General features: G+C 39.9%; 19 protein-coding genes. 8 read left to right on the plus strand and 11 right to left on the minus strand.

What is annotated here, in order from left to right:
* Positions 1-213: 213 nt before the first annotated feature.
* The 6 genes from ACYVM0_RS07655 to ACYVM0_RS07680 form a co-directional block, all read right to left on the minus strand.
* Entirely contained in the window at positions 214-1701 is a 1488-nt protein-coding gene (locus tag ACYVM0_RS07655) for a sulfatase-like hydrolase/transferase (RefSeq protein WP_460554903.1), read from the minus strand.
* On the minus strand, positions 1702-3075 hold the full coding sequence (locus ACYVM0_RS07660; RefSeq protein ID WP_460554906.1) for a hypothetical protein: 1374 nt from the start codon (positions 3073-3075) through the stop codon (positions 1702-1704).
* A gap of 28 nt (positions 3076-3103) precedes the next feature.
* On the minus strand, positions 3104-3283 hold the full coding sequence (locus ACYVM0_RS07665; protein WP_460554908.1) for a hypothetical protein: 180 nt from the start codon (positions 3281-3283) through the stop codon (positions 3104-3106).
* Positions 3284-3357: 74 nt separating this feature from the next.
* Positions 3358-4965 (minus strand): hypothetical protein, encoded by a 1608-nt coding sequence (locus tag ACYVM0_RS07670; RefSeq protein ID WP_460554911.1) that lies wholly within the window; start codon positions 4963-4965, stop codon positions 3358-3360.
* 323 nt (positions 4966-5288) lie between these two features.
* Positions 5289-5795, minus strand: a complete 507-nt coding sequence (locus ACYVM0_RS07675) for a GtrA domain-containing protein (protein WP_460554914.1) — start codon at positions 5793-5795, stop codon at positions 5289-5291.
* A 104-nt stretch (positions 5796-5899) separates the two neighbouring features.
* Positions 5900-7528 (minus strand): ABC-F family ATP-binding cassette domain-containing protein, encoded by a 1629-nt coding sequence (locus ACYVM0_RS07680; RefSeq protein WP_460554917.1) that lies wholly within the window; start codon positions 7526-7528, stop codon positions 5900-5902.
* A gap of 164 nt (positions 7529-7692) precedes the next feature.
* Here ACYVM0_RS07680 and ACYVM0_RS07685 point away from each other — a divergent pair, with 164 nt between their 5' ends.
* Together ACYVM0_RS07685 and argS are read left to right on the plus strand one after the other, a co-directional pair.
* A complete protein-coding gene (locus ACYVM0_RS07685) occupies positions 7693-8505 on the plus strand; it encodes an OmpA family protein (protein WP_460554920.1) in 813 nt (270 codons plus the stop codon).
* Positions 8506-8628: 123 nt separating this feature from the next.
* Positions 8629-10599 (plus strand): arginine--tRNA ligase, encoded by a 1971-nt coding sequence (gene argS / locus ACYVM0_RS07690; RefSeq protein ID WP_460554923.1) that lies wholly within the window; start codon positions 8629-8631, stop codon positions 10597-10599.
* Positions 10600-10601: 2 nt separating this feature from the next.
* Here the strand turns inward: argS and ACYVM0_RS07695 are convergent, their stop codons facing one another.
* From ACYVM0_RS07695 to ACYVM0_RS07705, 3 genes are all read right to left on the minus strand, one after another.
* On the minus strand, positions 10602-11570 hold the full coding sequence (locus ACYVM0_RS07695) for a carboxypeptidase-like regulatory domain-containing protein (protein WP_460554926.1): 969 nt from the start codon (positions 11568-11570) through the stop codon (positions 10602-10604).
* A gap of 48 nt (positions 11571-11618) precedes the next feature.
* On the minus strand, positions 11619-12503 hold the full coding sequence (locus tag ACYVM0_RS07700; protein WP_460554929.1) for an SDR family oxidoreductase: 885 nt from the start codon (positions 12501-12503) through the stop codon (positions 11619-11621).
* 190 nt (positions 12504-12693) lie between these two features.
* The gene (locus ACYVM0_RS07705; protein ID WP_460554932.1) at positions 12694-13440 is read right to left on the minus strand and encodes a hypothetical protein; all 747 of its coding nucleotides are present in this window, start codon (positions 13438-13440) and stop codon (positions 12694-12696) included.
* A gap of 179 nt (positions 13441-13619) precedes the next feature.
* Here ACYVM0_RS07705 and pfkA point away from each other — a divergent pair, with 179 nt between their 5' ends.
* Both pfkA and pyk read left to right on the plus strand, forming a co-directional pair.
* Positions 13620-14603 (plus strand): 6-phosphofructokinase, encoded by a 984-nt coding sequence (gene pfkA, locus ACYVM0_RS07710; RefSeq protein WP_430989640.1) that lies wholly within the window; start codon positions 13620-13622, stop codon positions 14601-14603.
* 140 nt (positions 14604-14743) lie between these two features.
* A complete protein-coding gene (gene pyk, locus ACYVM0_RS07715; RefSeq protein ID WP_460554935.1) occupies positions 14744-16234 on the plus strand; it encodes a pyruvate kinase in 1491 nt (496 codons plus the stop codon).
* A 94-nt stretch (positions 16235-16328) separates the two neighbouring features.
* Here the strand turns inward: pyk and ACYVM0_RS07720 are convergent, their stop codons facing one another.
* The gene (locus ACYVM0_RS07720) at positions 16329-16754 is read right to left on the minus strand and encodes a DUF1761 domain-containing protein (RefSeq protein ID WP_460554938.1); all 426 of its coding nucleotides are present in this window, start codon (positions 16752-16754) and stop codon (positions 16329-16331) included.
* A gap of 65 nt (positions 16755-16819) precedes the next feature.
* Between ACYVM0_RS07720 and ACYVM0_RS07725 the strand changes: the two genes are divergently transcribed.
* A complete protein-coding gene (locus ACYVM0_RS07725; protein WP_460554940.1) occupies positions 16820-17158 on the plus strand; it encodes a hypothetical protein in 339 nt (112 codons plus the stop codon).
* Positions 17159-17450: 292 nt separating this feature from the next.
* Here the strand turns inward: ACYVM0_RS07725 and ACYVM0_RS07730 are convergent, their stop codons facing one another.
* The gene (locus ACYVM0_RS07730) at positions 17451-17921 is read right to left on the minus strand and encodes a nuclear transport factor 2 family protein (RefSeq protein ID WP_460554943.1); all 471 of its coding nucleotides are present in this window, start codon (positions 17919-17921) and stop codon (positions 17451-17453) included.
* Between the two features lie 46 nt (positions 17922-17967).
* On the opposite strand from ACYVM0_RS07730, the gene ACYVM0_RS07735 reads away from it, so the two are divergent.
* The 3 genes from ACYVM0_RS07735 to ACYVM0_RS07745 all read left to right on the plus strand — a co-directional run bounded on the left by ACYVM0_RS07735 (position 17968) and on the right by ACYVM0_RS07745 (position 24249).
* Complete coding sequence (locus ACYVM0_RS07735; RefSeq protein ID WP_460554946.1) at positions 17968-19881, plus strand: CocE/NonD family hydrolase; 1914 nt, start codon at positions 17968-17970, stop codon at positions 19879-19881.
* A 1-nt stretch (position 19882) separates the two neighbouring features.
* Positions 19883-21745, plus strand: a complete 1863-nt coding sequence (locus tag ACYVM0_RS07740; protein ID WP_460554949.1) for a CocE/NonD family hydrolase — start codon at positions 19883-19885, stop codon at positions 21743-21745.
* Between the two features lie 155 nt (positions 21746-21900).
* The gene (locus ACYVM0_RS07745) at positions 21901-24249 is read left to right on the plus strand and encodes a beta-N-acetylhexosaminidase (protein WP_460554951.1); all 2349 of its coding nucleotides are present in this window, start codon (positions 21901-21903) and stop codon (positions 24247-24249) included.
* The last annotated feature ends 58 nt before the right edge of the window (positions 24250-24307 follow it).

The raw sequence follows: 24307 nt of genomic DNA on the forward strand, positions 1-24307 counted from the left end.
GGCCCGCAGATGTCGCAGATTCCGCAAATTTTTAATGCCTTTTTCTGCGTAATTGGCGAGATCGGCGGGGCAATGCTATTCTCCTGCTTTTATATCCCTTAAATAGGTGGCTCTGCCTGCCGGGCAGGTGGAGGGTATGGCCCGCAGATATCGCAGATTTCGCAAATTTTTAATGCCTTTTTCTGCGTAATTGGCGAGATCGGCGGGCCACTTTTACTCCGCTGTTTTTATGTCTCTTAAAAAGATGGCACTATCTGCCAGGTAAGGCAGCTTTTGATTGAATTCGCAGTTGAGCAGGTAGCGGAAAAAATTCACGTTGCTCCATTGGGGTTTCATGGGCAGGTAGTTGCTATCGGGAAAATGCACGGCGCAGATATTATTAAAGTGCAGGGGTTCTGTGCGGTCGCCAATATCGTAATCCCTGTAGCCATGATCGCTCATTACAATAACAATGGCACCGGGATCATTGTTGCCAATGCTTTCTATGATGCCCTGCATTTTTGTATTGGCATATTTTAAATAGGATAGATACAGGGCTTTGTTGGCAGCAGCCTTTGGATCAAAGATCGTTTCTGTTGGCAGGTAATTGCCTACGCTATCGCAAAATATGGGCGGGTGCGGCAGCAGTAAATGTGCGTATACAAAGTTTGGCGTACCTGCACCGGCAATCTTACCTGCTGTTAATTTTTCTTCAATAAATTTATTGTTCCTGTCATCCCCCATAAAAATATTTTTGATGAAGGGAATGCTGTATTTACCGGATATAAAATGCCAGCCGATATCTTTTACTATTTTATTAAAGAAGATCTTGTGTGTAAGCAAGGTAGCCTGCGATACCACAAAGGAATTGCCCTTTACCGAAGGCTGATCGGCAATATCAAAGATGGAATAATTGGTAAACTGATAACCCATGCTTTTTAGCAGGCGGATGAGTCCGGCATTTTTAATTTCCTTGATGCGCTGCTGATCGTCGGCTGCTGTATTGGCCAATGGCACAAAGGGTTTATCAATGTACTGCATATTCAACATGGAAGACATGGAGTAATACGTCATGTTGTAATTGGAAAAAGTGGGCAGTATTTTAAAATTCTTCGTGGCCAGGAAATGATACAAACTGTCGTTGGCAAATGCAAAACTATCCTGTAAACTTTTATAACCGGGATAACCATCAAAAAGTAAAAAGTAAATATCAGGTTTTGATTGTATGGCAGCCGCATCAATGGTGATCGTATTTTTTACTACTGCTTTATTGGTACTGATAGCTTTAAATCCTAATGTTGCAAGATCGAAAATACAATAGATCAGCAGTAACAGATTAAGGTAGAAACATAACTTACTCCGCAGCGGTTCTTTTTTACGGATGAATAATATGAAGGCAATAAAAGTGCAGCACATGAAAGGAACAAAAATACTATAGCTGTGCAGCCAATGCAAAAGGCTAACACTTCTTACCCAATCGAACACGGCACCAAAGAATAACAGCCAGGCACTGATAAAAAAAACAATAAGGGCCGCATGTATATTGTTCCTGATAAAAATCCTGGTGAGTAAAAAGAAGAGCAGTACAAAACCAAGGATCGTTAAGCCTATTTTTACCACTTCATTTACATAAATAAACCCGAAATTTTCCACCGCACCATGTGCCACAAAAAAAAGCACCAGCAAAAAAAGAAACCAGGGTATCGTTTTTAATAGTTTCATTTACAATTTTTGCATAAGGTAAAGGGTGCGTTCGGTACCAGTGATTTTTTCCTGCAATAGTATCCTGTATTTTTCAGAGAATACTTTTTCAAAATCAGCAATAGTGTAGTCGTCAAAAATATCCTGCCGGTTTTGCAGGAGCAGTTTCACTTTCTCATCCTGTTTGGGCACAAATTCTATCAATAAATAATTGCCCATTGGGGCCAGCCAGCCAGCTATAAAATGCAGCGGCAGATTGCAGCCAATGGCCAGGTGATGCACCAGTGCCAATGCAAAAACCATATCGCCTTTTATTCTTTCATTAAAAGAAGTACGCTCTGCATTGTTCCAGCCAATTGCCGGCGATGGTGTATTTAATGTATTGATCAGCGGGAGAATATTACTGATCTTTTCTTTTTTTATTTTTTTGTAGAGTTCGTCAATACAATTGGCATCGCCATCAACGGATACCATTTGCTTATCCGTGTTTTTGAACAGTACACTAAAGTGGCCGTCGTTAGCACCAAGGTCAACTACGGTAGAAAAGGAAACAGTGTTGACAAATGATTGCACCAGTTTTGTTTTTTCCTGCAGATAGGCTTCGCTTAAAATAGTGCCGCCATAATAATCATCCCAGATGGTCTTGCTTTTTTTGGGGTGCAGCTTATTTACATAACTGATAAGGCCATTCAGCAGCAGCAACATTTTTTGTTGAGAAAAACCTTTGGCAGCAGTATCATTTTTTGTTTTGCCCGGCTTAACCGATGCCTGCAAATACACATGCAGGTAATTATGCAGGTTCCATTTTGCTTTGCCTGGTAATAATGATTTTACTATTGGTAATGGAATACCGTTGGGGTAAATGGTAAATAGCTTCCCCATTTCCACATGGCAATATTGTTGCAATAAAAGCGGTGCTATAAAACATTCGCAAAACTGGCGATAGGCCACCCATGGTTTTGCCGCATCATATTTTTCAAAAGACAACGTATCTATAAATACAGGACGGCCATGTACAAACTGGATATTGAAAGGCGTGGCATCTTTCAGTAGCATACCTTTATCTATAGATTCCTTTGCAATGTTGAGCGTGAGCAAGGCCGCATCCTGCCACATGGCAAAACTCCATTCGTAAGGATAACTGATGTAGTTAACCTGTTGTGGTAAAATAATAATTGCACCGGGGAAATGTAATTCCGCATCGCTGGTAACTTCCTCATGACTGACCAGCCATTTTTTTTTAGTGAGCTGTGCATAGAGGCCGCTTTGCATTAACTGCTGGTATGCCTCATGATAACCTGTATTAATGCAACGGTAATAATTTTTGCCGTGCTTAAATATAAAGCCATCCCTGTCCCTGTAGGAAGCAGCATGTTGTAAAATATCAGGAGCCAATAATTATTTTTTTAGCGTGTACTGTAATTTATTCATCCCCCTCCTGCTCTTTTGCTTCTTCCTCTTTTTGTTTGGGCTTAATAAAAAATGATTTCACCTTGATCCAGAAATTTTTAAAGAACATCAAGCCTCCTAAAATAGCTGCAATAATAACCTGCAGTATGTAACTGCCACTGCCGGGGTCGAGGTATAAAAAAACATTTTTCATGAGAACGTTTGCTAATTAAATGCCAAGTTAAACAAATTTGAACAGATGCTTTGCATACCAGGTTTGTGGCGTTTTTATTTGTATATCCGTTTGCGGCTTTCTTCATATTTTTCCTGTAAAATTTCAGCCATCGATTTCCTGTATACTTTACTTTCCACCCAGGATATAATATCTAAATAAGCAAATGCCCTGGTTTCAAAACGATTCTTTTCCAACCCCTTTATTTTTTCTAAAAAGTTTTCCAGCTCCTGCTGCAATTTAGCCCTGGAGATATGAAACGATTTTCTTAAGAATTTAAACATCTCTTCTTCCACCACCGTAAGGTTTTCTTTTTTACTCATGAAACGATATACCGATTTGGTAAGGTATTCCATCAGTTCAAAATTACCCAGTTCGTAGTGTGCCATCAGGTGCATAAGGCGGGAGTAGCTTTGCAGGTCGCTTCTTACCTCTGTATTTTCGTTAATGATCTTTTGCAGAAAATCGATACAGGTGGCAAAATCGCCGCTGCCAAAATACATGCTGGCAATTTTATAGTTGAATACCATGATGCGGTGTTCATCAATAAAGAGTTCATTTTCTCTTAATTGCTCCAGCAGGTGCGGCACCAGTTTTAAGCCTTCTTTAAAAGTACCCAGCATACTGTGCTGGTTAATTTTGGCACTGTAGATGTATACAAAAGCCTGGGTACGGAAGTTATCGTGTAGGCGTACACGGTCGGTTTCTGCAAATTTTTCAAATTTCTTCAGTGTATCGTCAAATTTCTGGTAGTTGCGCAGGTCGAAGTGTGCATTGAGCAAAGTGTGCAGGCCTTTAATATAGTGGCCGGTTTCCACCCTTATCATCAGTGGTTTTTCATCAAAAATATCCACCCATTTTTGAGCGTACCGATAGTACATCAAAAAATCCTGCCGGATAAAAGCGTACCAGGTATAGCTTTGGTACAGGTATAGTTTTTCGTAAAAGCCATTTTGTTCCAACGCATCTTTAGGCAGGTGTTCTTTTAAATAGGCTTTTACACCCTCCTCGTCTTTTTCGTTACGGGCATGGCCGTTTTTTATAAACCAGCTGTACAGCAACATGGCCAGGTTAGATAGCCTTGCTAGAATATCTATCTGGTGGTTCACTTCATTGATCTCGGCAGATAATTGCTCTGCACGGGTTTGCATGGCACGGCTGATATGCAGTGTTTCTATTCTCTTTTCCAATGCAATGGCCTGCAGTAAAAAGTTAACCTTATGATTGGCTTTAGCTGTTTCTTTTGCCTTATCCAAAATTTTAAGGCTTTGAGAGAACAATCCTTTTTTATACAGGATATGGGCATAGTCAAATTGCTCGTTCAATTGCAGATCGATACTATCGGTACTTTTCAGCAATCGTAAACTGGCCAGTAGTTGTTTGTATAAATGAACTTTTACGTTGGATAACTGGGGCTTCTTTATGGACTTCAGTTTCTTTAGCAGTAAAGCCTCGTCGTATTCTTCCAGTTTATCCAGCGCATCAAATAATTCTACAATTTTAAGGTCTTCGTTTCCGGAACTTCGTTTGATATAGAGCTTAAAATGCCTTTTTTCCGCCTTTTCCAGGGAACGGACCAGTTGAAATAAGGTATCTGTAAAGCGGTTGGGCATAAATACTAATTTTTTATAAAAACCAATACCGGTAAGGTTTTTATGGTGCAAAAATATGGTTTACCATAATAAAACCGGTATTAAGTTGATTTTATTAAAATAACAACTCATCCTACTTTTACTAAAGAGGATGAGTTGATGGTGATAGCAGGCAATCGTTAAAGGGACAATCAATCGTTATAACTGCACAAAAAATGCAGGAAGAATGAAAAACTTTTAGCAAAACATATCAAGAACTACTTTAAGAATTTTCATATAGCAAGCAATCGTTAAAGCCGCTCTATTTCTATAGAGGGGCTATTTTTTTGTAATGCAATTTAACCATTCCGGTTAAAAAAGTATAATAGCCCGGCCGGCAATTTTTCCACCGGTGTTTATATCTCCGTAACAGAAGAGGTTTCTGTTTCCTTCCGGGTGCGAAAAGTAAAATATTTCTGGCTGATATAACTTACAATAATTACAATTATTGTAATAAGGCATTGGCTGAAAAATGCTTCCCAGCGAAATATTTTTACAAATAATTTAAGCAGGATATAATTAAGCCCCAGCATAGAAGCAAAGGACAAGAAATAACGAAAGAACTGGATGCGGCCTTTAAGATTGGAATCAACAAATACCACGTATTTCATCAATAAAAACCCGGTGATAATATTTACCGCCGAACCCACTGCCAGCGAAGCCACATAAGGCTCCAGGCTGATGAAGCCCAGGTGAAACACTTCTTTATCAAATACAAACCTGTAAAAAACATAGTTAACTGCAAGGCCCAGCAAAGTATTGGCACCACCACAAGCTGCATAACGAAAAGTTTGTTCCGGCATTAATTTGCGAAATGGCGGATAAAAAAAATCTATACATGCTATGATCTTGTCTTTCGGCATTAAAAAAGTTGATGATTGATAGTTGATGGCTAATAGCAGGAGATACTGCTATTGCAACAACTTTTACTTTATCTACCTTATATACTTTATATACTTTTTTACTTCTAACTGTACATTTCTTCCCTGCTTGCTTTCACCCTGTCATCCGCCAGGTATTCATCGTAGGACATCAGTTTATCGATAATGCCTTTAGGTGTCAATTCAATGATACGGTTGGCAACGGTTTGCATAAACTGGTGATCATGCGTAGTCAATAGCACAATGCCGGTGTAGGCGATCATGCTATCGTTAAATGCAGTGATGCTTTCCAGGTCAAGATGGTTGGTTGGTTCATCCAGCATTAACACATTGGGGTTCTGCAACATCATTTTACTTACCATGCAACGCACTTTTTCTCCCCCGCTCAATACGTTGGTCTTCTTCATGATCTCATCGCCGGTAAATAACATTTTACCCAGGAAGCCGCGTAAAAAATCTTCATCCACATCTTTTGTTCCCGGTGGTACGTATTGGCGCAACCAATCCATTAGGTTGTAGCTGCTGCCGGTAAAATATTCACTGTTATCGTTGGGCAAGTAAGCCGTGGTTACGGTAGTACCCCATTCGTAAGTGCCTTTGTCTGCTTTTATCCTGCCGTTTAAAACTTCAAAAAAAGTTGTCAATGCCATCGGGTCTTTACTTACAAATGCTATCTTATCACCTTTCTGTACATCAAAACGCACTTTGCTGAACAAGGTTTTACCTTCCACAATTTTGGTAAGGTCTTCTACTTTTAAGATCTCATTACCCACTTCTCTCTCCTGCTTAAAAATAATACCGGGATATTTTCTGCTGCTCGGTGTAATATCTTCAAACACCAGTTTATCCAATGCTTTTTTACGGGAGGTAGCCTGTTTACTTTTAGAAGCGTTGGCGCTGAATCGTGCAATAAATTCCAACAGGTCTTTCTTCTTTTCTTCCATCTTTTTATTCTTATCCCCTGCCTGCCTTGCTGCCAATTGAGAACTCTCGTACCAGAAGGTATAGTTACCGGTATATATCTTTATTTTGTTTTTGTCCACATCCGCCACATGCGTACATACGGCATCTAAAAAGTGACGATCGTGACTTACCACCAACACAATATTCTGGTAATCGGCTAAAAAATTCTCTAACCAGCTGATGGTTTCCACATCAAGGTTATTGGTAGGTTCATCCAGTAATAAAATATCGGGGTTACCAAAGATGGCCTGTGCCAGCAATACCCGTACTTTGATGTTAGCCGCCACATCTTTCATCAGTAATTGATGTAAAGCATCATCCACACCCAGTTCGCTCAGCATGGTAGCCGCATCACTTTCGGCAGTATAGCCACCCATTTCGCCAAATTGTTCTTCCAGTTCGCCTGCCTTAAGGCCATCGGCTTCGGTAAAATCTTCTTTGGCATAGATGGCATCCCTTTCATGCATCACTTTCCACATTTTACTGTGGCCCATCATTACTGTATTGAGTACTGTTATTTCGTCAAACGCAAACTGGTTCTGGTTAAGCACCGCCATACGTTCGCCGGGAGTAATATCCACGGTTCCTTTATTCGGTTCAATCTCCCCGCTCAGTATCTTTAAAAATGTAGATTTACCGGCACCATTGGCGCCAATGATACCGTAACAGTTTCCCTTGGTAAAATTGATATTTACCTCATCAAACAAAACCCTTTTGCCGTACGCCAGCGTTATATTATTAGCACTTATCATAATTGTAAAAAAGTGTGCAAAGATAGGGAGGGATTGCGGATTTTAGATTGGCGATTTTGGATTTGGGGAAAACAGGTAGCTGGTCAATAATAGTTGCAGCATTTATTTTGGCTTTGATTGAAGCTAATGCGGATTATTATCCTCATATTTATGAAAACAACTTTATGAAACTTACTCTTTTATACAGCCTTTTGTTGCTGCCATTTTTTGTACCCGCACAAAATGAAACCGGCACTGCCGTGTATTTTGATTTTAATAAACACCAGCTTACACCTTCCGCAAAAGCAACATTAGACAGCTTTATCAATATTGCTGCCGGGCAGACCGCTATTGAATTACGGGGCTATTGCGATGGCATTGGCAATAATGCGTATAATGACCGCCTGAGTGTGCAAAGGGTGCAGGCAGTAAAGAAATATTTGCTACAAAATAAATTACCGCTGGCAGCTTTTACCATTTCCAGGGGATATGGCAAACGAAAACCGGTGAATGGTAATTCCACAGCAACTGAACGCCAGGCCAACCGGCGGGTGGATATTGCAGCGTCTTTAAATACAGTGACAGATAATGTAAGCACACAATTGCAGGATACTGCTGTAAAAGCCGGCAGCAATATTATTTTACAAAACATCAATTTTATTGGTGCCCGGCACCAGCTGTTACCAGAAAGCTACCCGGTGTTGAAAGACCTGTTAGGTGCGTTGAAGAAAAATAAAAACCTGGTGATACAGATACAGGGCCATATCTGTTGCCTGCCCGGCAATGTTGATGGACTGGATGAAGAAACCGGACTAAATAATTTATCTGAAGCCAGGGCAAAAGCCATCTGGGAATACCTTATAAAAAATGGCATTGCTGCAACCAGGCTTTCTTATATCGGTGTGGGGCACAATCAGCCACTGTTTGATTATCCCGAAAAAAATGAAACCGAAGCTAAACTGAACCGTAGAGTTGAGATAAAGATCATCAGTAAATAAGGATTGCAGATTTTGAATTGGCGATTTTAGATTTATTAAAAAGAAATCCGCATTTTTTAAATTGCCTGTTGCCCTTCGTTTATTGACAATTGCTAATTGTCTGTTGTCTATTATCTTTGCGCTATGTCAGTAGTAGAAAGTTTACAAAAAAGTGCCGTAGCAAGTTTAACCGCATTATTTGGCCAGGCCTTTACCGAAAAAGATTTCCAGGTTAACCAGACCAAGCCCGAATTTGAAGGCGATTACACCATTGTGTTATTCTCCTTAGTAAAATCATTAAAGCTATCGCCGGATGCCATTGGTACCAAACTGGGCGATCATTTGGTTGAAAATAATCCTTTGCTTTTTACAAAATACAATATCATTAAAGGTTTTTTAAACCTTACTGTTGCCGATGCTTACTGGATGGATATTGTAGCAAAGCATCATAACGATGTGTGTTTTGGCAAGCAGGCTATGAATGGCAAAAAAGTAATGGTGGAATATTCTTCTCCCAATACCAACAAGCCTCTACATCTTGGCCATTTAAGAAATAATTTTTTAGGCTGGAGTGTGGCAGAAATTTTTAAAGCCAGTGGATACGAAGTGATAAAAAGCTGTATTGTAAACGACAGGGGTATTCATATTTGTAAAAGTATGATTGCCTGGCAGAAATGGGGTAATGGAGAAACACCGGCATCAACCGGAATAAAGGGAGATCATTTTGTTGGCGATTATTATGTAAAATTTGAACAGGAATTAAAAAAACAATCTATCAATCTGACTACAAAAGAAAACAATAACGACTATACGCATTATACTGAAGAAGAAAAGAACAAGGTAATTGAATTATCAAAAATAAAAAGCCAGCTGCTGACTGATAATAATGAAAAGAATAAAGAAAAAATCACAAAAATTGATGATGATATTACCGAAATAAGAAGGTCGGCAACTGATATCATGAAAGAAGCCAAACAAATGCTTTTTGACTGGGAAGCCGGCAAGCCTGAGGTAATAGAACTGTGGACAAAAATGAACGGCTGGGTTTATGCAGGATTTGATATTACCTATAAAACGATAGGCAGCGATTTTGATAAAACCTATTATGAGAGCAATACTTACTTGCTAGGTAAAAAAATTGTAGCAGAAGGTTTACAGAAAAATGTGTTTATTAAAGAAGAAGATAACAGCGTTTGGATTGATCTGACTGCTGATGGTTTAGATAAAAAAATTGTGCAGCGTAAAGATGGCACTTCGGTTTACATCACCCAGGATATTGGATTGGCGCAACAGAAGTATGAAGAGTATGGTATTGACCAGAGCATTTATGTAATTGGTGATGAACAGAATTACCACATGAAGGTGCTGAAATTAATTGCTGAAAAATTACAGTTGCCCAATGCAGAAAACATTTATCACCTGAGTTATGGTATGGTGGAATTACCTACCGGTAAAATGAAAAGCCGGGAAGGTACTGTAGTGGATGCAGATGATATTGTAGAAGAAATGGAAAAAGTAGCGCAGGAAAAAACAGAAGAGCTGGGTAAGGTAAAAGATTTTACTGCTGAAGAATTAACAGCATTGTATCATACCATCGGGTTAGGTGCTTTAAAGTTTTTCCTGTTAAGGGTTGACCCTAAGAAGAAAATGATCTTTAACCCGGAGGAGAGTATCGATTTTCATGGATTTACGGGGCCTTTTATTCAATTCAATCATGCCAGGATAAAATCTATATTGAGGAAATCGGCAGGGGTGAGTGGTGAGTTGTCAGGCGTGAGTGGTGAATCGTCAGGCGTGAGTGGTGAATCGTCAGTGGTGAGTGGTGAATCGTCAGTGGTGAATGATTTTTTGCCTTTAGAGAAGGAATTGATTGTGGCACTGGAGCAATATCCCGCTATTGTTAAGCAGGCCTGCGATGAAATGAATCCATCTGCCATTGCTATTTATGTATACCATATTGCCAAAACATTCAGTTCGTTTTATACGGAGCATTCTATTGCCAATGCAGAAACAGAACAGAAAAAACAATTGCGTTTACAGTTAGCCGCTATGACGGCGAATGTAATTAAAAGCGGGATGAATTTACTGGGCGTAGAAGTGCCCGAGCGGATGTAATTTTAATTATCCGACTTAATATCAATGGTATTTTTATCTCCTCCGCTATCTTCAACAATAGTGGTAATCCGGTCTGCACTTATGCCCCCCTGCTCAACCAGGTATTTTTTAATATTGTCCATCCGGTGTGCATAGATCGATGGATTCATATGCCCACCCCTGTAAGCAGTAACAGTAATAGTACCATTGGGCACTCCTTTCATTTTTGCGGCTATGGCAGCCAGTATGGCTTTATTATCGGCGCTTAGTTTATAGGCATTCGTTTTAAATAATAAACTTGGCAAGGCGCCTAATTGTTCAGAAGGTGGTATCGCTATTCCCATTGTATGAAAGCCTTCCACTTTTTTATTCAGCACCACATCATAAGCAGTAGACAACATAGCCGGATGGTAATTGCGAACCGCGGTGATCAGATCCCCATAATTAAAATATAATGTATGGCTGGTGGCAGTTACTTCAGGTAATTCAAAACTAAATTTTCCTTCTTTATCTGTAATGGCAACCTGTGCCTCATCAAATATTACCGTTGCTTTTTCCAATGGATTTCCTTCGCTGTCTTTTATGGTGCCGGAAATTATCAGCTTGCCGGAAGTGGATGATTTTTTGAAGGCGTAATCTGCATCCAGGATAGTTGTTGCAGTTTTTTTACCGGCCTGCAAAGACAATGACTTAAAACTAAGTACTGCAAATATTGCTGCAGCCATTTTGGTAAACTTATAGGCTACGAGATTTCTTTGCGGAACTAAAGGCAAAATATCCCTTTGTAATTGCGTATTATGAAACCTGCCGCAATGCGTATCCGGTCTTTGTTTAAAAAAATCAAACAATTCATTATCGCTCATCTGCGAAAAATCGTAAATGGTATTATTACAGTGCATGCAATGCCTGCCCTCGCCTGCTACGGGCATTGCATCCCAGCTTTGGGCGCATGGTTTTGGAATAGTAATATGAAGCGGGGTGTTTTTTTTCATTGCAATACGGCTAAGTGAATTAAAATTACAAAAAAAAATGACTTGATTTTATCCTAATGTTCTTCTCAGCCCCTCTTTAAAACTCACAGGCTGATAGCCCAGGTCACGTTTTGCTTTCGTGATATCAAGCCCGGTTTTTAATGGCCGCTTTGCAGCCTGCACAAAATCGGCAGCTGTTATTTTTTTGATCAGTGAGGTATCCAATTGTAAAAAGTTGCCGGTAGCTATTGCCATTTCGTAAGGCGTAAGCACATCTTCGCCACAGATATTGTAAATGCCAGTCACATTTTTTTCCAGCATAGTAGCAAGTGCCCAGGCAAAATCGCCGGCATAGGTTGGAGTACGTACCTGGTCGTGAAAAACCTGGTACGCTTCTCCTCTTTCTAATTTTTCTCTTACAATTGTTAAGATATTATTACGTTTATTAAAAGGCTTACCATAGTTTAGTACTGTTCTTACAATACTCCATTGCTGCGGATATTGCTGCACCAATGCTTCTGCCTTTACCTTGGTTTCGCCATAATAATTTACAGGGGCAGGTGCATCTTCTTCGTTGTACATGCCTTTGATACCATCAAAAATAAAATCGGTACTGCAGAATAAAAAAGCCGCATGATATTCTTCTGCAGCGGCCAATAAAATTGCTGTTCCATCTATATTTACTTTATCTGCTACTGGTTTATTTAATTCGCATTCATCGGGCTTGCTGATAGCGCCTGCATGTATGATATGTGTGGGCCGGTGCTTTGCAAAAATTACCGTTACAGCTCCGGCATCGGTAAAATCCAATTCCTCATAAATAAAATGATGGTGCACAAATGGTAAGCGGCGCTCTCCTTTACCCGTAGCAATTACTACGTGATTATTATTCAGCAATTGTTCCACTACGTAATAACCTAAAAAACCGTTGGCTCCTGTAATTAATACTTTCATCAAAACAAAGATGCTGTATAAATTTTAAGAGAGCAATTTTTATTTACATTGCGCCTGCAGCACAAATCTGTTGCCGCCAGGTACACGAATAAACATGAATAAAAAAGCCCATTAGAGAAACCTTGCCTGGCGAAGAATCACTCCGCTGTATAACCTGATGCAGCGTAGTGTAACCTTATATTTTACTTTATCACTCCCGTACCACTGTGGGTGTTTTACTTACCATCCAGGTGGCAAATGTTTCTGATATCTTCCAGGTATTGCCTGCATATTTTTGGGGCCTTGCCGCAACATAATCTAAAAAATCTTTTACATTATTATTGGTAACCGTTTGCATGGCCGCAAATAATTTTTTGCCATTAAATATGCCACCGCTGATATCCTGGTCCTGTCCGTTATTTTGTTGCAGCATTTCTTTACCGGTAAATTGAATATCTGCAACCAAAGAATCTATTACACTGTTTTCCTGTTGCTCATTTAATGTTGCCGCTGTATTAAAATCATAAAAATTACCGCCGGTTACATGCTCAAAGTAAACAGCGTTTTTTATCATGGCATAAATGCGGCCTTTATATTTTGCCGGGTAACTGACCATGGTGTATACCAGGTCGTTTTTTTGTGGCTTTTTTTGGGGATCGTACAAATGCAAACCAAAATAATAATAGTCGCCTTTTATTAAACGGCACCTGCCCCATCCGGTTTTTGCAGTATCAGTATTATCGTTGGTAAAATTGCGCCGGAGTAAACCCACCTGGTCTTTTTCAATACTTATTTTTGATCCTGCCGGCATTTGCACCTGTACTATTGTAATGCTGTCGTTTGAGGCAACGATGTAGTCTGTAATGGTAAAAACAAAAGGCTCTTTCTTATTGTCTTGCTGCGCCGATAATTGCAAGCTGCCAAAAAACAGGCTGTAAATCAATACATGAAATTTCATTACTATAAGTTTTAATAAATGTAAGTTGTTATTATTACGTTGTAAATACCTGTTGCAGGGTATATTTATTTTGCCGCAGCATCAAAAAAGTATTAGTAAATGGTGCAAAAAACTGCCGCAATTTCTAATGTGTATTTTTGACACATCAAAAAATCAAGTCTTTAACTTATCTTTGGCACATGGAAAAGAAAGTAACAAAAATTGGTGTACTTACTTCCGGTGGAGATAGTCCGGGCATGAATGCTGCCGTACGTGCAGTAGTGCGTACCGGTATCTACCATGGGATGGAAGTATTTGGTATTATGAGAGGCTATAGCGGCATGGTGGAAAATGATATTTTTCGTATGGAAAGTAAAAGTGTGGCCAATATTATTCAGCGTGGCGGCACTATTTTAAAAACATCACGTTGTAAAGAATTTTTTACCCCCGAAGGCAGGAAGATCGCTTACGAAAATTTAAAGAAACACGGCATCAATGGCCTGGTGATCATTGGCGGCGATGGCAGTTTTCGTGGTGCACAGATCTTTAGTAATGAATTTGATATCCCCTGTATTGGTTTACCGGGCACTATTGATAAAGATATTGCGGGTACTGATTTTACCATTGGTTTTGATACTGCGGTAAATACTGCTGTAGAAGCTATTGATAAGATAAGGGATACAGCAGATGCTCACGACCGTTTATTCATCATTGAAGTAATGGGCCGTGATGCAGGTTATATTGCCCTGCACAGTGGTATTGCTACAGGCGCAGAAAACATACTGATACCCGAAAGAAAGACCATCATTACTGATATTGTAAAAGCCCTGGAAGAAAAAGAGCGCCGTCATAAACTGGTGAATTTAATTGTAGTGGCTGAAGGTGAAGAATTTGGTGGTGCTGATGAGGTGGCCAAAGTGATTAAACAGAGATTGCCGCAGCAGGAAGTAAGGGTTTGTATTTTAGGACATATCCAGAGAGGTGGCAGCCCTAGTTGTATGGACCGTTTACTGGCCAGCCGTATGGGTTACCATGCAGTGGAATGTTTGATGGAAGGAAGGTTTAATGTTTTTGTAGGCATTGTAAATAACAAAATACATTATACGCCGTTAAATGAAGCGGTAAAGAAAAAACAAAGGATCAGTGAAGAATGGATGACAGTGGTGAAAGTATTATCCAGTTAAAGCAGTTACGGGTTTGTTTTGTTACGGGTTATTTATCGTTAGCGATTTATAAGCGTATTAAAAACAAAATAAACCCGTAACCCGTAACGAAAAAAAGACAGAAACCATAAAACACGTAACTCGTAACTTTTAAAAAAATCATGAGCAAAAATCTTACGCAATACCTGCATCGTCAAATGGATAAGCAGGCGGGGCTTGAACACTCCCAGAAAAGAACTAAAATTGTAGCTACTGTAGGCCCGGCTTGTGATACCTACGAAAAATTACTGGCCCTGGTTAAAGCCGGTGTAAACGTATTCCGCCTTAACTTTTCGCATGGTGCTTACGACAGCAAAAAACAAATTATCGATTACATCCGTGAGATCAATATAAAAGAGCCTTACAATATTGCCATACTGGGAGACCTGCAGGGCCCTAAATTAAGGGTAGGCGAACTGGAAGGTGGCAGCCTGGAATTAAAGGAAGGCGATGAAATTATTTTAACCACCGAAAAAATGGTGGGCACCAAAGAAAAGATATACGTGAGTTACCAGAACCTGGCTACCGATGTAAAACCCGGCGAGCGTATATTTTTTGATGATGGTAAAATGGAAGTACAACTGGTAAAAGTACTGAGCGATAAAGAAGTTTTGATAAGGGTGAGTTTAGGCGGCACATTGCTTCCTAAAAAAGGGGTAAACCTTCCCGATAGTGAACTGACCATGCCTTCACTTACACCAAAAGATATTGAAGACCTGGAATTCATCATCGACAATAATCTTGATTGGGTGGCGCTGTCGTTTGTAAGAAAAGCCATTGATATTACTGATCTTAAAAAAAGAATCAAGGCGAAGAACAGTAAAATAAAAGTGATCGCTAAAATTGAAATGCCTGAAGCCTTGAAAAATATCAGGGATATTATTGTGGAGAGCGATGGTATCATGGTAGCCCGTGGCGACCTGGGAGTAGAAGTTCCGGTAGAACAGGTGCCCATCATTCAAAAAGAACTGATACGCAAATGTATGCACCGTGCCAAGCCCGTAATTGTGGCTACGCAAATGATGGAAAGTATGATGGAGCGTACCAAACCCAACCGCAGTGAGGTAACCGACGTTGCCAATGCCGTGCTGGAAGGTGCCGATGCCGTAATGCTGAGTGGCGAAACTGCCATGGGAGATTATCCTACACTGGTAGTGGAAATGATGAGTAAGATCATACAGGAAGTAGAAAAAACAGTATATGATTATGACAGGGATGATATTTTAAAACCGCAACCCCACTCGCCTTCTTTTTTAAGCGATGCTATTTGCTACAGTGCCTGTAAACTGGCACAGGATACCAATGCTACTGCTTTGATAGGGATGACACAGAGCGGTTACACCGGGTTTATGCTCAGCAGCTATCGCCCCAAATCACTGCTGTATATTTTCAGTAAAGAAAGAACCCTGATCAACCAACTTAGTCTAAGCTGGGGCGTTAGAGCCATTTACTATGCCGAAGAAGAAAGCCTGGATGACATCATTTCAGATGAAATTGAGATCTTAAAACAAAGAGGATTTTTAAAGACCGGGGATGTAGTGGTTAATACCGGAAGTACACCGGTAGACCTTCATTTGCCTACCAATATTATTAAAGTAACGAAAGTAGAATAAGAGAAAAGCGTTAGTACCGGCAGATACCGGCATTTACACTTCACTAAAAAACGGTAAGGCTTTACAAGGCTTACCGTTTTTTTATAGTTTTATTTTATTGCCAGCAGCAAACTATAATGGCAGCAATCATATTGCCCAACACGGTATAGCCGCAATTGATGAGGTACAAACCCCAGGGCCTTTTTTCGTAGAGGTAAGAAACAGCTATGGCAGTAGTGCCAAATAACAAGCCTGTTATGGCGCCGATTTTTACGCCACTCATCCAGCATGCTGTAATATCCATGCGGTGTACCAGTATAGAAAGGCCTGTGGCAGTTAATACCATCATTACCAGGGAACCGCCAAACATTATACCCATACCCTTTTTAGCTTCGGGGTCGTTGGGGTTAATTTTGGTGTATTCCAGCCATTTTTTTGCAAATAGAATTTTTGAATACCATACCGCACCAAGTGCCCAGTAAGCAATACCGGCTACCAGTACAGCCAGCCAGTTAATGTCGTTTAAAAATTCGGTGTTCATGCCAGGAGGTTTAGGTTAAAGAAAATGATTCAACAAAATAGAAATAATTTTCCCAAATTGCAAGTATGTACAATTACCATAACAAGACCTTCCGGTCTGTTGCCAACAGCAGCAATGGCGAGGTAGATGCCACAACTATCTTTAACTACCGGCAATCGGGTAATATTGTAACAGCAACATATAGTGGCGGTAATATTATCAGCGGCAGTTTAATTGCGCTGGCTGATGCAGCGGGGCAATTGGATATGCGATACCAGCATATCAATACCCAAAACCAATTAATGACGGGTATTTGTTTATCCGTTCCTGAACTTTTACCCAATGGAAAAATACGTTTGCATGAACAATGGCAATGGACAAGCGGGGATATAAGTAAGGGGGAATCGGTGATTGAAGAGGTGTAGCCATAAAACATCAGGCTTTTACTAATGTTTTGAAACCTTCACTCCCCGCAAAAGCCCGGACCATCCCGACAGGCAGTTAATGAAAAAAGGAAAGTGCTGTACATTTTGAGCTTTTCGTTCGGTGAAGACACCGACAAGGTGATAATTTAAGCACTTTCAGTATTTTTTGGAACGCAGCTTTTTATGATACATGAAATTCTTACCGTTATATCACAACAAATCATAATCATCTTAAAAATGCTTTCCGATTAAAAGGTGCCGCAGGCGGTGCACACTGTGGTTTAAAACATCCCTATTTCGATTCCATAAACTTCAGTAAATTCTTCTTCGCAGTATTTTTTATTTTATTCTGAAAAAATTTATTCCAGCCCAGCAACCAGCCACTGAAACCTAAGGCCTGGGCACTCCATTTATGTAAACTGAAAGCATCGCTGTGTTCAATAATTTTACCGTCTGCAAATTTCATATTCGCTCTTATTTTGTTCACCACCTTTCTACCGGTTTTACTGAATGTATAAGTGGCAACCCAGTCGCAGGTGCTGTATTCTTCATCTAAATCGATAATGTTACCATAGGTTAATGAAAAGTCTTTGGCATTTTTGCAGAGCATTTCCCACATGTATTTTACTTCGTCGCCTTTTAATAAACCAAAGGCAGGATCAAAGAAAATAATATCATCGCTATAGCAACTATTCATGGTTGTATAATCCTTTTTTTGAAAGGCGTTATAAAACCGGGCAATCGTTTGTGCATTATTTGACATAGAAACAGTTTAGATTCGCTAAATTTAGCATTCAAATAAATACAAAATGAAAAAATATTTCCTTGTCCTCTTTTTTTGTTCTTTTGTTGCAACACAACTTACTGCCCAGGATGCTGATTCACTTTGGGTAAGAGATAACTATTATAAAATTGAACGGATGATCACCATGAGGGATGGTGTTAAGTTGTTCACTGCTTTTTATATTCCCAAAGACAGCACACAAAAACACCCGATCCTGTTCAACCGTACGCCCTATACCTGTTCCCCTTACGGAGAAGATAAATTCAGCCCCCGTTTATATGGCTCGTACTGGATCAACTATTTAAAAGAAGGTTATATCATTGCCATACAGGATGTAAGAGGCAAATGGATGAGCGAGGGAGATTATGTGGATATTCGTCCTTTTAATCCCAATAAAAAAGATAAGGAGATTGATGAAGCCAGCGATACTTATGATGCCATCGACTGGATGATCAATAATATTCCGGGTAATAATAAAAGAGTGGGCGTATTCGGCATTTCCTATCCCGGGTTTTACAGTACGATGGCGGCATTAAGTAATCATCCGGCATTAAAAGCCGTGAGTCCGCAGGCGCCGGTTACCGACTGGTTTATTGGCGACGACTTTCACCACAACGGTGCATTGATGGTAATGGATGCGTTTAATTTTTATAGTGGCTTTGGTATACCAAGACCCAAACCAACTACGACCGGCAAACCCGGCTTCAACATTCCTTCGCAGGATAATTACGATTTCTTTTTAAAGACAGGTGCTTTAAAAAACTTCAGTAAAATAATGGGCGACAGTATTGCTTTCTGGAACGACCTGATGAATCATCCGAATTATGATGCCTGGTGGCAGGCACGCAATCCCAGGAATTTTGTTACGAATGTAAAACCTGCGATGCTGGTGGTAGGCGGATTGTTTGATGCAGAAGATTGCTTTGGCGCCTGGAATTTATATAAAGCCATTGAAGAAAAAAGTAAGAACACCGATAACCGTTTAGTGATGGGCCCCTGGTTTCATGGCGGCTGGGGTGGCAGAAGTGAAGGTGAGTACCTGGGTAATGTAAGATTTGGCAGTAAGACAAGTGAATATTATCAACGCAATATCGAGATCCCCTTCTTTAATTTTTATTTAAAACTTAAAGGCACCGTACATGATATTGCCGAAGCCAATATTTTCTTCAGCGGTGCTAATGAATGGAAGACTTTTAATCAATGGCCGCCAAAGAATGTGGCATACACAAACCTCGTTATAAAATGGGATGGTAAATTATCATTTGATAATACGGCCAATGCTTTTAAACCTGCAGATAAAGCAAAAAGGCCGGAATCATTTTCTGAATATACCAGCGACCCTGCACACCCGGTACCGTATACCGAGGATGTTCATTTAGGCAGAACAAGAGAATACATGACCGATGACCAGCGCTTTGCCAGCCGCAGACCAGATGTACTTACATTCAGTTCGGATATTTTAACAGATGATGTAACCTTAGGCGGCCCCCTGGTTGCCGACCTGATGGTAAGTCTTTCCACCACGGATGCGGATTTTGTGGTGAAACTGGTGGATATTTTTCCCGACGACTTTAAATACGATGAAAAGGAATACGGAAAAGGAAACGGTAAAGAGTACCCGATGGGTGGTTACCAGATGCTGGTACGGGGCGAAATTATGAGAGGTAAGTTCCGTAATAGTTTTGAAAAGCCGGAACCTTTTGTGCCCGGCAAGATCACCGAGGTAAAATATACTTTACCCGACGTAGCGCATACTTTTAAGAAAGGCCATAAAATAATGATACAGGTACAAAGCAGCTGGTTTCCTATTGCAGACAGAAACCCACAGACCTTTACCGATATCTACCATTGCAACGATAGTGATTTTCAAAAATCAACTATCCGTGTTTATCATGATGTAAATAATCAAACCAAATTCATTTTGCCCATTATAAAATAATATGAAAAAAATATTTTTAAGTTTTTGCGGATTAGTTGCCATGCATGCAGTTGTATTGGCACAGGGTAGTTTTGTAAAAGAAAATTATACCAAGTTTGATACCACCATTACCATGAGGGATGGCGTAAAATTGTACACGGTGATCTATATGCCGAAAGATGAATCGCAATCCTACCCTTTTTTAATGGAGCGTACGCCCTACTCTGCCGGGCCCTATGGTGCCAATAATTACCCCCGTTCATTAGGGCCGAATGATAACCTGATGAAAGAGAAATACATTTTTGTGTACCAGGATGTGCGTGGCCGCTATATGAGCGAAGGCACCAATTTAGAAGTAACACCTTATATCGCCAATAAAAAAAGTAAAGCTGATGTGGATGAAAGCAGTGATACCTATGATACCGTTGACTGGCTGATAAAAAACATTAAAAATAATAATGGCCGTGTAGGCCTGGCAGGTATCTCCTATCCCGGATTTTATGCCACCGCATGTTTACCCGGCGCACACCCGGCAATAAAAGCGGTGAGTCCGCAGGCACCGGTTACGGATGAATTTATTGGTGATGATGCCAATCACAACGGTGCTTTCTTTTTGTTAGACAATTTTAGTTTTATGAATTTCTTCGACATGGAAAGAAACGGCCCCGTTAAAGATTATGCCAAACCAGTTTTTAATGCAGGCTCAAGAGATGCTTATAAATTTTATTTACAAATGGGCACTATAAAAAATACCAATGGTGCAAAATATTATAATAACAAGAGTGTTATATGGAATGAATATTTACAACACGACACTTATGATGCGTACTGGAAAGCAAGGAATATCCGTACGCACTTAAAAAATATCAGCATTCCTACACTGGTAGTTGGTGGCTGGTTTGATGCTGAAGATCTTTTTGGTGCCCTGCACACTTATGAAGCAATAGAAAAACAAAGTGCAAAAAATAATAACCGGCTGGTGATGGGCCCGTGGACGCATGGCGCCTGGGCCGGTGGCGACTGGAGCAAATTTGCAACGCATGAATTTGGCAGCAACACCAGTAAATATTTCCAGGATAGCTTAGAAACTACTTTCTTTAATTTTTATTTAAAAGACAAAGGCAGTTTTACAGCGAATGAAGCTACCGTATTTGAAACCGGCAGCAATCAATGGAAAAGCTACCCCGTATGGCCTCCAAAAAATGAAGTGCCAATAGCTTACTATTTTAATGATAACAATAAACTCTCTTTACAAAAAACAGCTGCATCCAATAGTTTTGATGAATACATCAGTGACCCTGCCAAGCCGGTACCTTATACCAATGGCACATTCGGCAGGCGCAATAACGAATACATGGCGGAAGATCAGCGCTTTGCCGCGTTACGTCCTGATGTGGTGGTTTTTGAAACGGATGAACTCACTGAAGACCTTACACTATCCGGCAGAATTAATGCCGATCTTTTTGTAAGTATTACCGGTACGGATGCCGATTTTATTGTGAAGCTGATTGATGTATTGCCTGATACCACCGCAACGCCTAAAGGTTCGCCAAGAGGCTTCAGCATGGCAGGCTACCAACGCCTGGTACGGGCTGAAGTGATGAGAGGCAAATTCCGTAACAGTTATGAAAAACCTGAAGCTTTTGTACCCAATAAAATAAGCGAAGTAAAATTTGACCTTAATGATGTGGCGCATACTTTTAAAAAAGGGCATAAGATAATGGTGCAGGTACAAAGCAGCTGGTTTCCGCTGGTAGACAGGAACCCGCAAAAATTTATGCGGATACCGGATGCAACGGAAAAAGATTTTCAAAAAGCATCGATAAGAATTTATCATGATGCGGTGAATGCCAGTAAAATTGTATTGCCGGTATTGAAAAATTAATTATGCTGAATTGCTCCGGACTTCAGGCCGGAAATAAAATGATTTTTGCCTGGCTTTAGCCTCTCATTATTACAAACGCCATTGGGCTAAAGCCCCAAAATATTAAAATTTCAATCCCCGGCCTGAAGGCCGGGGCAATAAAAAAATAAAATGCTATGCAGAAAAATTATTTTTTAATCCTTTGCTTATTACTATCCTTAAAAAGTTTTTCGCAATTGAATATTGTGCCTATGCCTGCAGAAGTAAAGATGGGTAAGGGCGAAGTTGATCTAAAAAACATCACAAGTATCCGATTTTTTTCTCCGGGAGGTTTAGACCAACCTGCAAGGGAATTGGCCAATAAAATCGGAACGCTAACAGGAACAAGTATAAAGGTTTGGAATTTTGCAGCAATGGAATCGTCTGTTACAAAAAAAATCCAAAAAAGCAAAAGCACGAATTGCATTGATTTGAGTCTAATTCCCTATGATAAGAAAGACTTATTGGATAATAATGATGAATACAGTTTAACTATTACCCAAAACAAACAAGGGAGTTTAATACAAATTTCTGGCAGCTCTGAAAAAGGTATTTTTTACGGCATTCAAACCCTTCTGCAGCTTTTGCCTTCTTCAAAAAACAAACTCACAGTTCCTCAACTTACCATTAATGATGAACCTCGTTTTAAATACCGTGGTATGCACCTTGATGTGGCCCGTCATTTCTTTCCGGTTTCTTTTGTTAAAAAATATATTGATTATTTAGCGGCTTATAAATACAATACTTTTCACTGGCATTTAACCGATGACCAGGGCTGGCGCATTGAAATAAAAAAATATCCATTGCTCACACAAGTGGGTGGTTGCAGGGCGCAAACATTAATTGGCCGGTACGGCAGCGATAAATATGATGGCACAAAGTATTGCGGTTACTACACACAGGAACAAATAAAAGAGATCGTAAAATATGCTGCCGACCATTACATTACCGTAATACCAGAAATTGAAATGCCGGGGCATGGTATGGCAGCATTAGCAAGCTATCCTTATCTCGGTTGTACCAAAGGGCCTTACAAAACGTTTGAAACCTGGGGCGTAATTGAAGATGTGTTTTGCGCCGGCAACGATAGCACTTTTACTTTTTTACAAAATGTATTGGATGAAGTGGTACAATTATTTCCTTCCAAATATATTCATATTGGCGGTGATGAATGTCCGAAGGAAAGATGGAAGGTTTGTCCGCTTTGCCAGAAAAGAATTAAGGACAATCAATTAAAAGATGAACATGCCTTGCAGAGTTATTTTATCAACCGGATAGAAAAATATTTAAACAGCAAGGGAAAAAATATTATTGGCTGGGATGAAATTTTAGAAGGCGGCCTTGCACCCAATGCTACGGTGATGAGCTGGCGTGGCGAAGAAGGTGGCATTGAAGCTGCTAAACAAAATCACGATGTGATCATGACACCGGGCAGTCATTGTTATATAGATCATTCTCAATCCAAAAATGAAGACAGTATTACTATTGGTGGTTACCTTCCATTAGAAAAGGTATATAGCTACGAACCTATTCCTGCAGTTTTAAATGCTGCACAGGCCAAACACATTTTAGGCGCACAAGCCAATTTATGGACGGAGTACATTGGTAATACCAGCAAAGTGGAATACATGATCTTTCCACGTATGATCGCATTGAGTGAAGTATTGTGGAGCCCGAAAGAAAAAAGGGACTGGAACAATTTTGAAAGCAGGTTGCCTGCTGTTTTTGAAAGGTTGGATAAACAGAAAATTAATTACAGCAAGGCGTATTATGATCTGCAATCGACAGTTTTACCAACAGACAATTATGATGGTGTATTGTGGAAAATAGAAAGCAAAAATAAAAATGCAAAAATAAGATGGATACCTTCTATGTTAAGTTCAGCAGCATTTGATTATGTTAAGCCGATACTTATAAACAAAACAACCGATGGCATTTCTGCATCTTTACTCAATAACAATAATATTCCGTTATCAAGTGTCTTTCAAACTTTTCATTTCAATAAAGCCACCGGCAAAAAAATAACCCTTGCAACTGAGCCCAGTAAAAATTATCCCGGCAGCGGTGCATTTACACTGGTAGATGGTGTACAGAATGAAAAAGGCCTTGCAAAGTCCAATGAGTTTTTAGGTTTTTCAGGTAAAGATCTTGATGCGACGATCGACCTGAAAACAACAACCGACATCAGTAAAATAACGGTTCATGTGATGGATCAAAACGGCAGCTGGATCTATTTACCGGCTGCAGTGGAAATAACTTATTTACCCGACCGTGATCTTACTCCCGAACTTATTGCTGCTGCACCAAAGGAAATAAAAATCATTGATCCGATAAAAGATAAAGGTGCAAAAACAATTGTACTGGAAGGCAAACATAGTTGCCGGTTTGTACATGTGGTGGTAAAGAATTTCGGTATCATTCCATCCGGTAATCCGGGTGCCGGTTCGGCTGCCTGGTTATTTGTAGATGAGATTGAAGTGGAGTGATTTTGTCTGAACGGAGATTGGGGTAGATTATTATGATTATAAGAATGAATGCTTTTAC

The organism is Ferruginibacter profundus, from assembly GCF_054783275.1.

Bases quoted from the DNA above. Each gene is read 5' to 3' on its own strand.
- ACYVM0_RS07745 (WP_460554951.1), top strand. From the start codon at position 21,901: ATGCAGAAAAATTATTTTTTAATCCTTTGCTTATTACTATCCTTAAAA.
- ACYVM0_RS07655 (WP_460554903.1), bottom strand. From the start codon at position 1,701: ATGAAACTATTAAAAACGATACCCTGGTTTCTTTTTTTGCTGGTGCTT.
- ACYVM0_RS07730 (WP_460554943.1), bottom strand. From the start codon at position 17,921: ATGTCAAATAATGCACAAACGATTGCCCGGTTTTATAACGCCTTTCAA.
- ACYVM0_RS07735 (WP_460554946.1), top strand. From the start codon at position 17,968: ATGAAAAAATATTTCCTTGTCCTCTTTTTTTGTTCTTTTGTTGCAACA.
- ACYVM0_RS07675 (WP_460554914.1), bottom strand. From the start codon at position 5,795: ATGCCGAAAGACAAGATCATAGCATGTATAGATTTTTTTTATCCGCCA.
- ACYVM0_RS07685 (WP_460554920.1), top strand. From the start codon at position 7,693: ATGAAACTTACTCTTTTATACAGCCTTTTGTTGCTGCCATTTTTTGTA.
- ACYVM0_RS07720 (WP_460554938.1), bottom strand. From the start codon at position 16,754: ATGAACACCGAATTTTTAAACGACATTAACTGGCTGGCTGTACTGGTA.
- ACYVM0_RS07725 (WP_460554940.1), top strand. From the start codon at position 16,820: ATGTACAATTACCATAACAAGACCTTCCGGTCTGTTGCCAACAGCAGC.
- pfkA (WP_430989640.1), top strand. From the start codon at position 13,620: ATGGAAAAGAAAGTAACAAAAATTGGTGTACTTACTTCCGGTGGAGAT.
- ACYVM0_RS07695 (WP_460554926.1), bottom strand. From the start codon at position 11,570: ATGAAAAAAAACACCCCGCTTCATATTACTATTCCAAAACCATGCGCC.
- argS (WP_460554923.1), top strand. From the start codon at position 8,629: ATGTCAGTAGTAGAAAGTTTACAAAAAAGTGCCGTAGCAAGTTTAACC.
- ACYVM0_RS07680 (WP_460554917.1), bottom strand. From the start codon at position 7,528: ATGATAAGTGCTAATAATATAACGCTGGCGTACGGCAAAAGGGTTTTG.
- ACYVM0_RS07700 (WP_460554929.1), bottom strand. From the start codon at position 12,503: ATGAAAGTATTAATTACAGGAGCCAACGGTTTTTTAGGTTATTACGTA.
- pyk (WP_460554935.1), top strand. From the start codon at position 14,744: ATGAGCAAAAATCTTACGCAATACCTGCATCGTCAAATGGATAAGCAG.
- ACYVM0_RS07705 (WP_460554932.1), bottom strand. From the start codon at position 13,440: ATGAAATTTCATGTATTGATTTACAGCCTGTTTTTTGGCAGCTTGCAA.
- ACYVM0_RS07665 (WP_460554908.1), bottom strand. From the start codon at position 3,283: ATGAAAAATGTTTTTTTATACCTCGACCCCGGCAGTGGCAGTTACATA.
- ACYVM0_RS07740 (WP_460554949.1), top strand. From the start codon at position 19,883: ATGAAAAAAATATTTTTAAGTTTTTGCGGATTAGTTGCCATGCATGCA.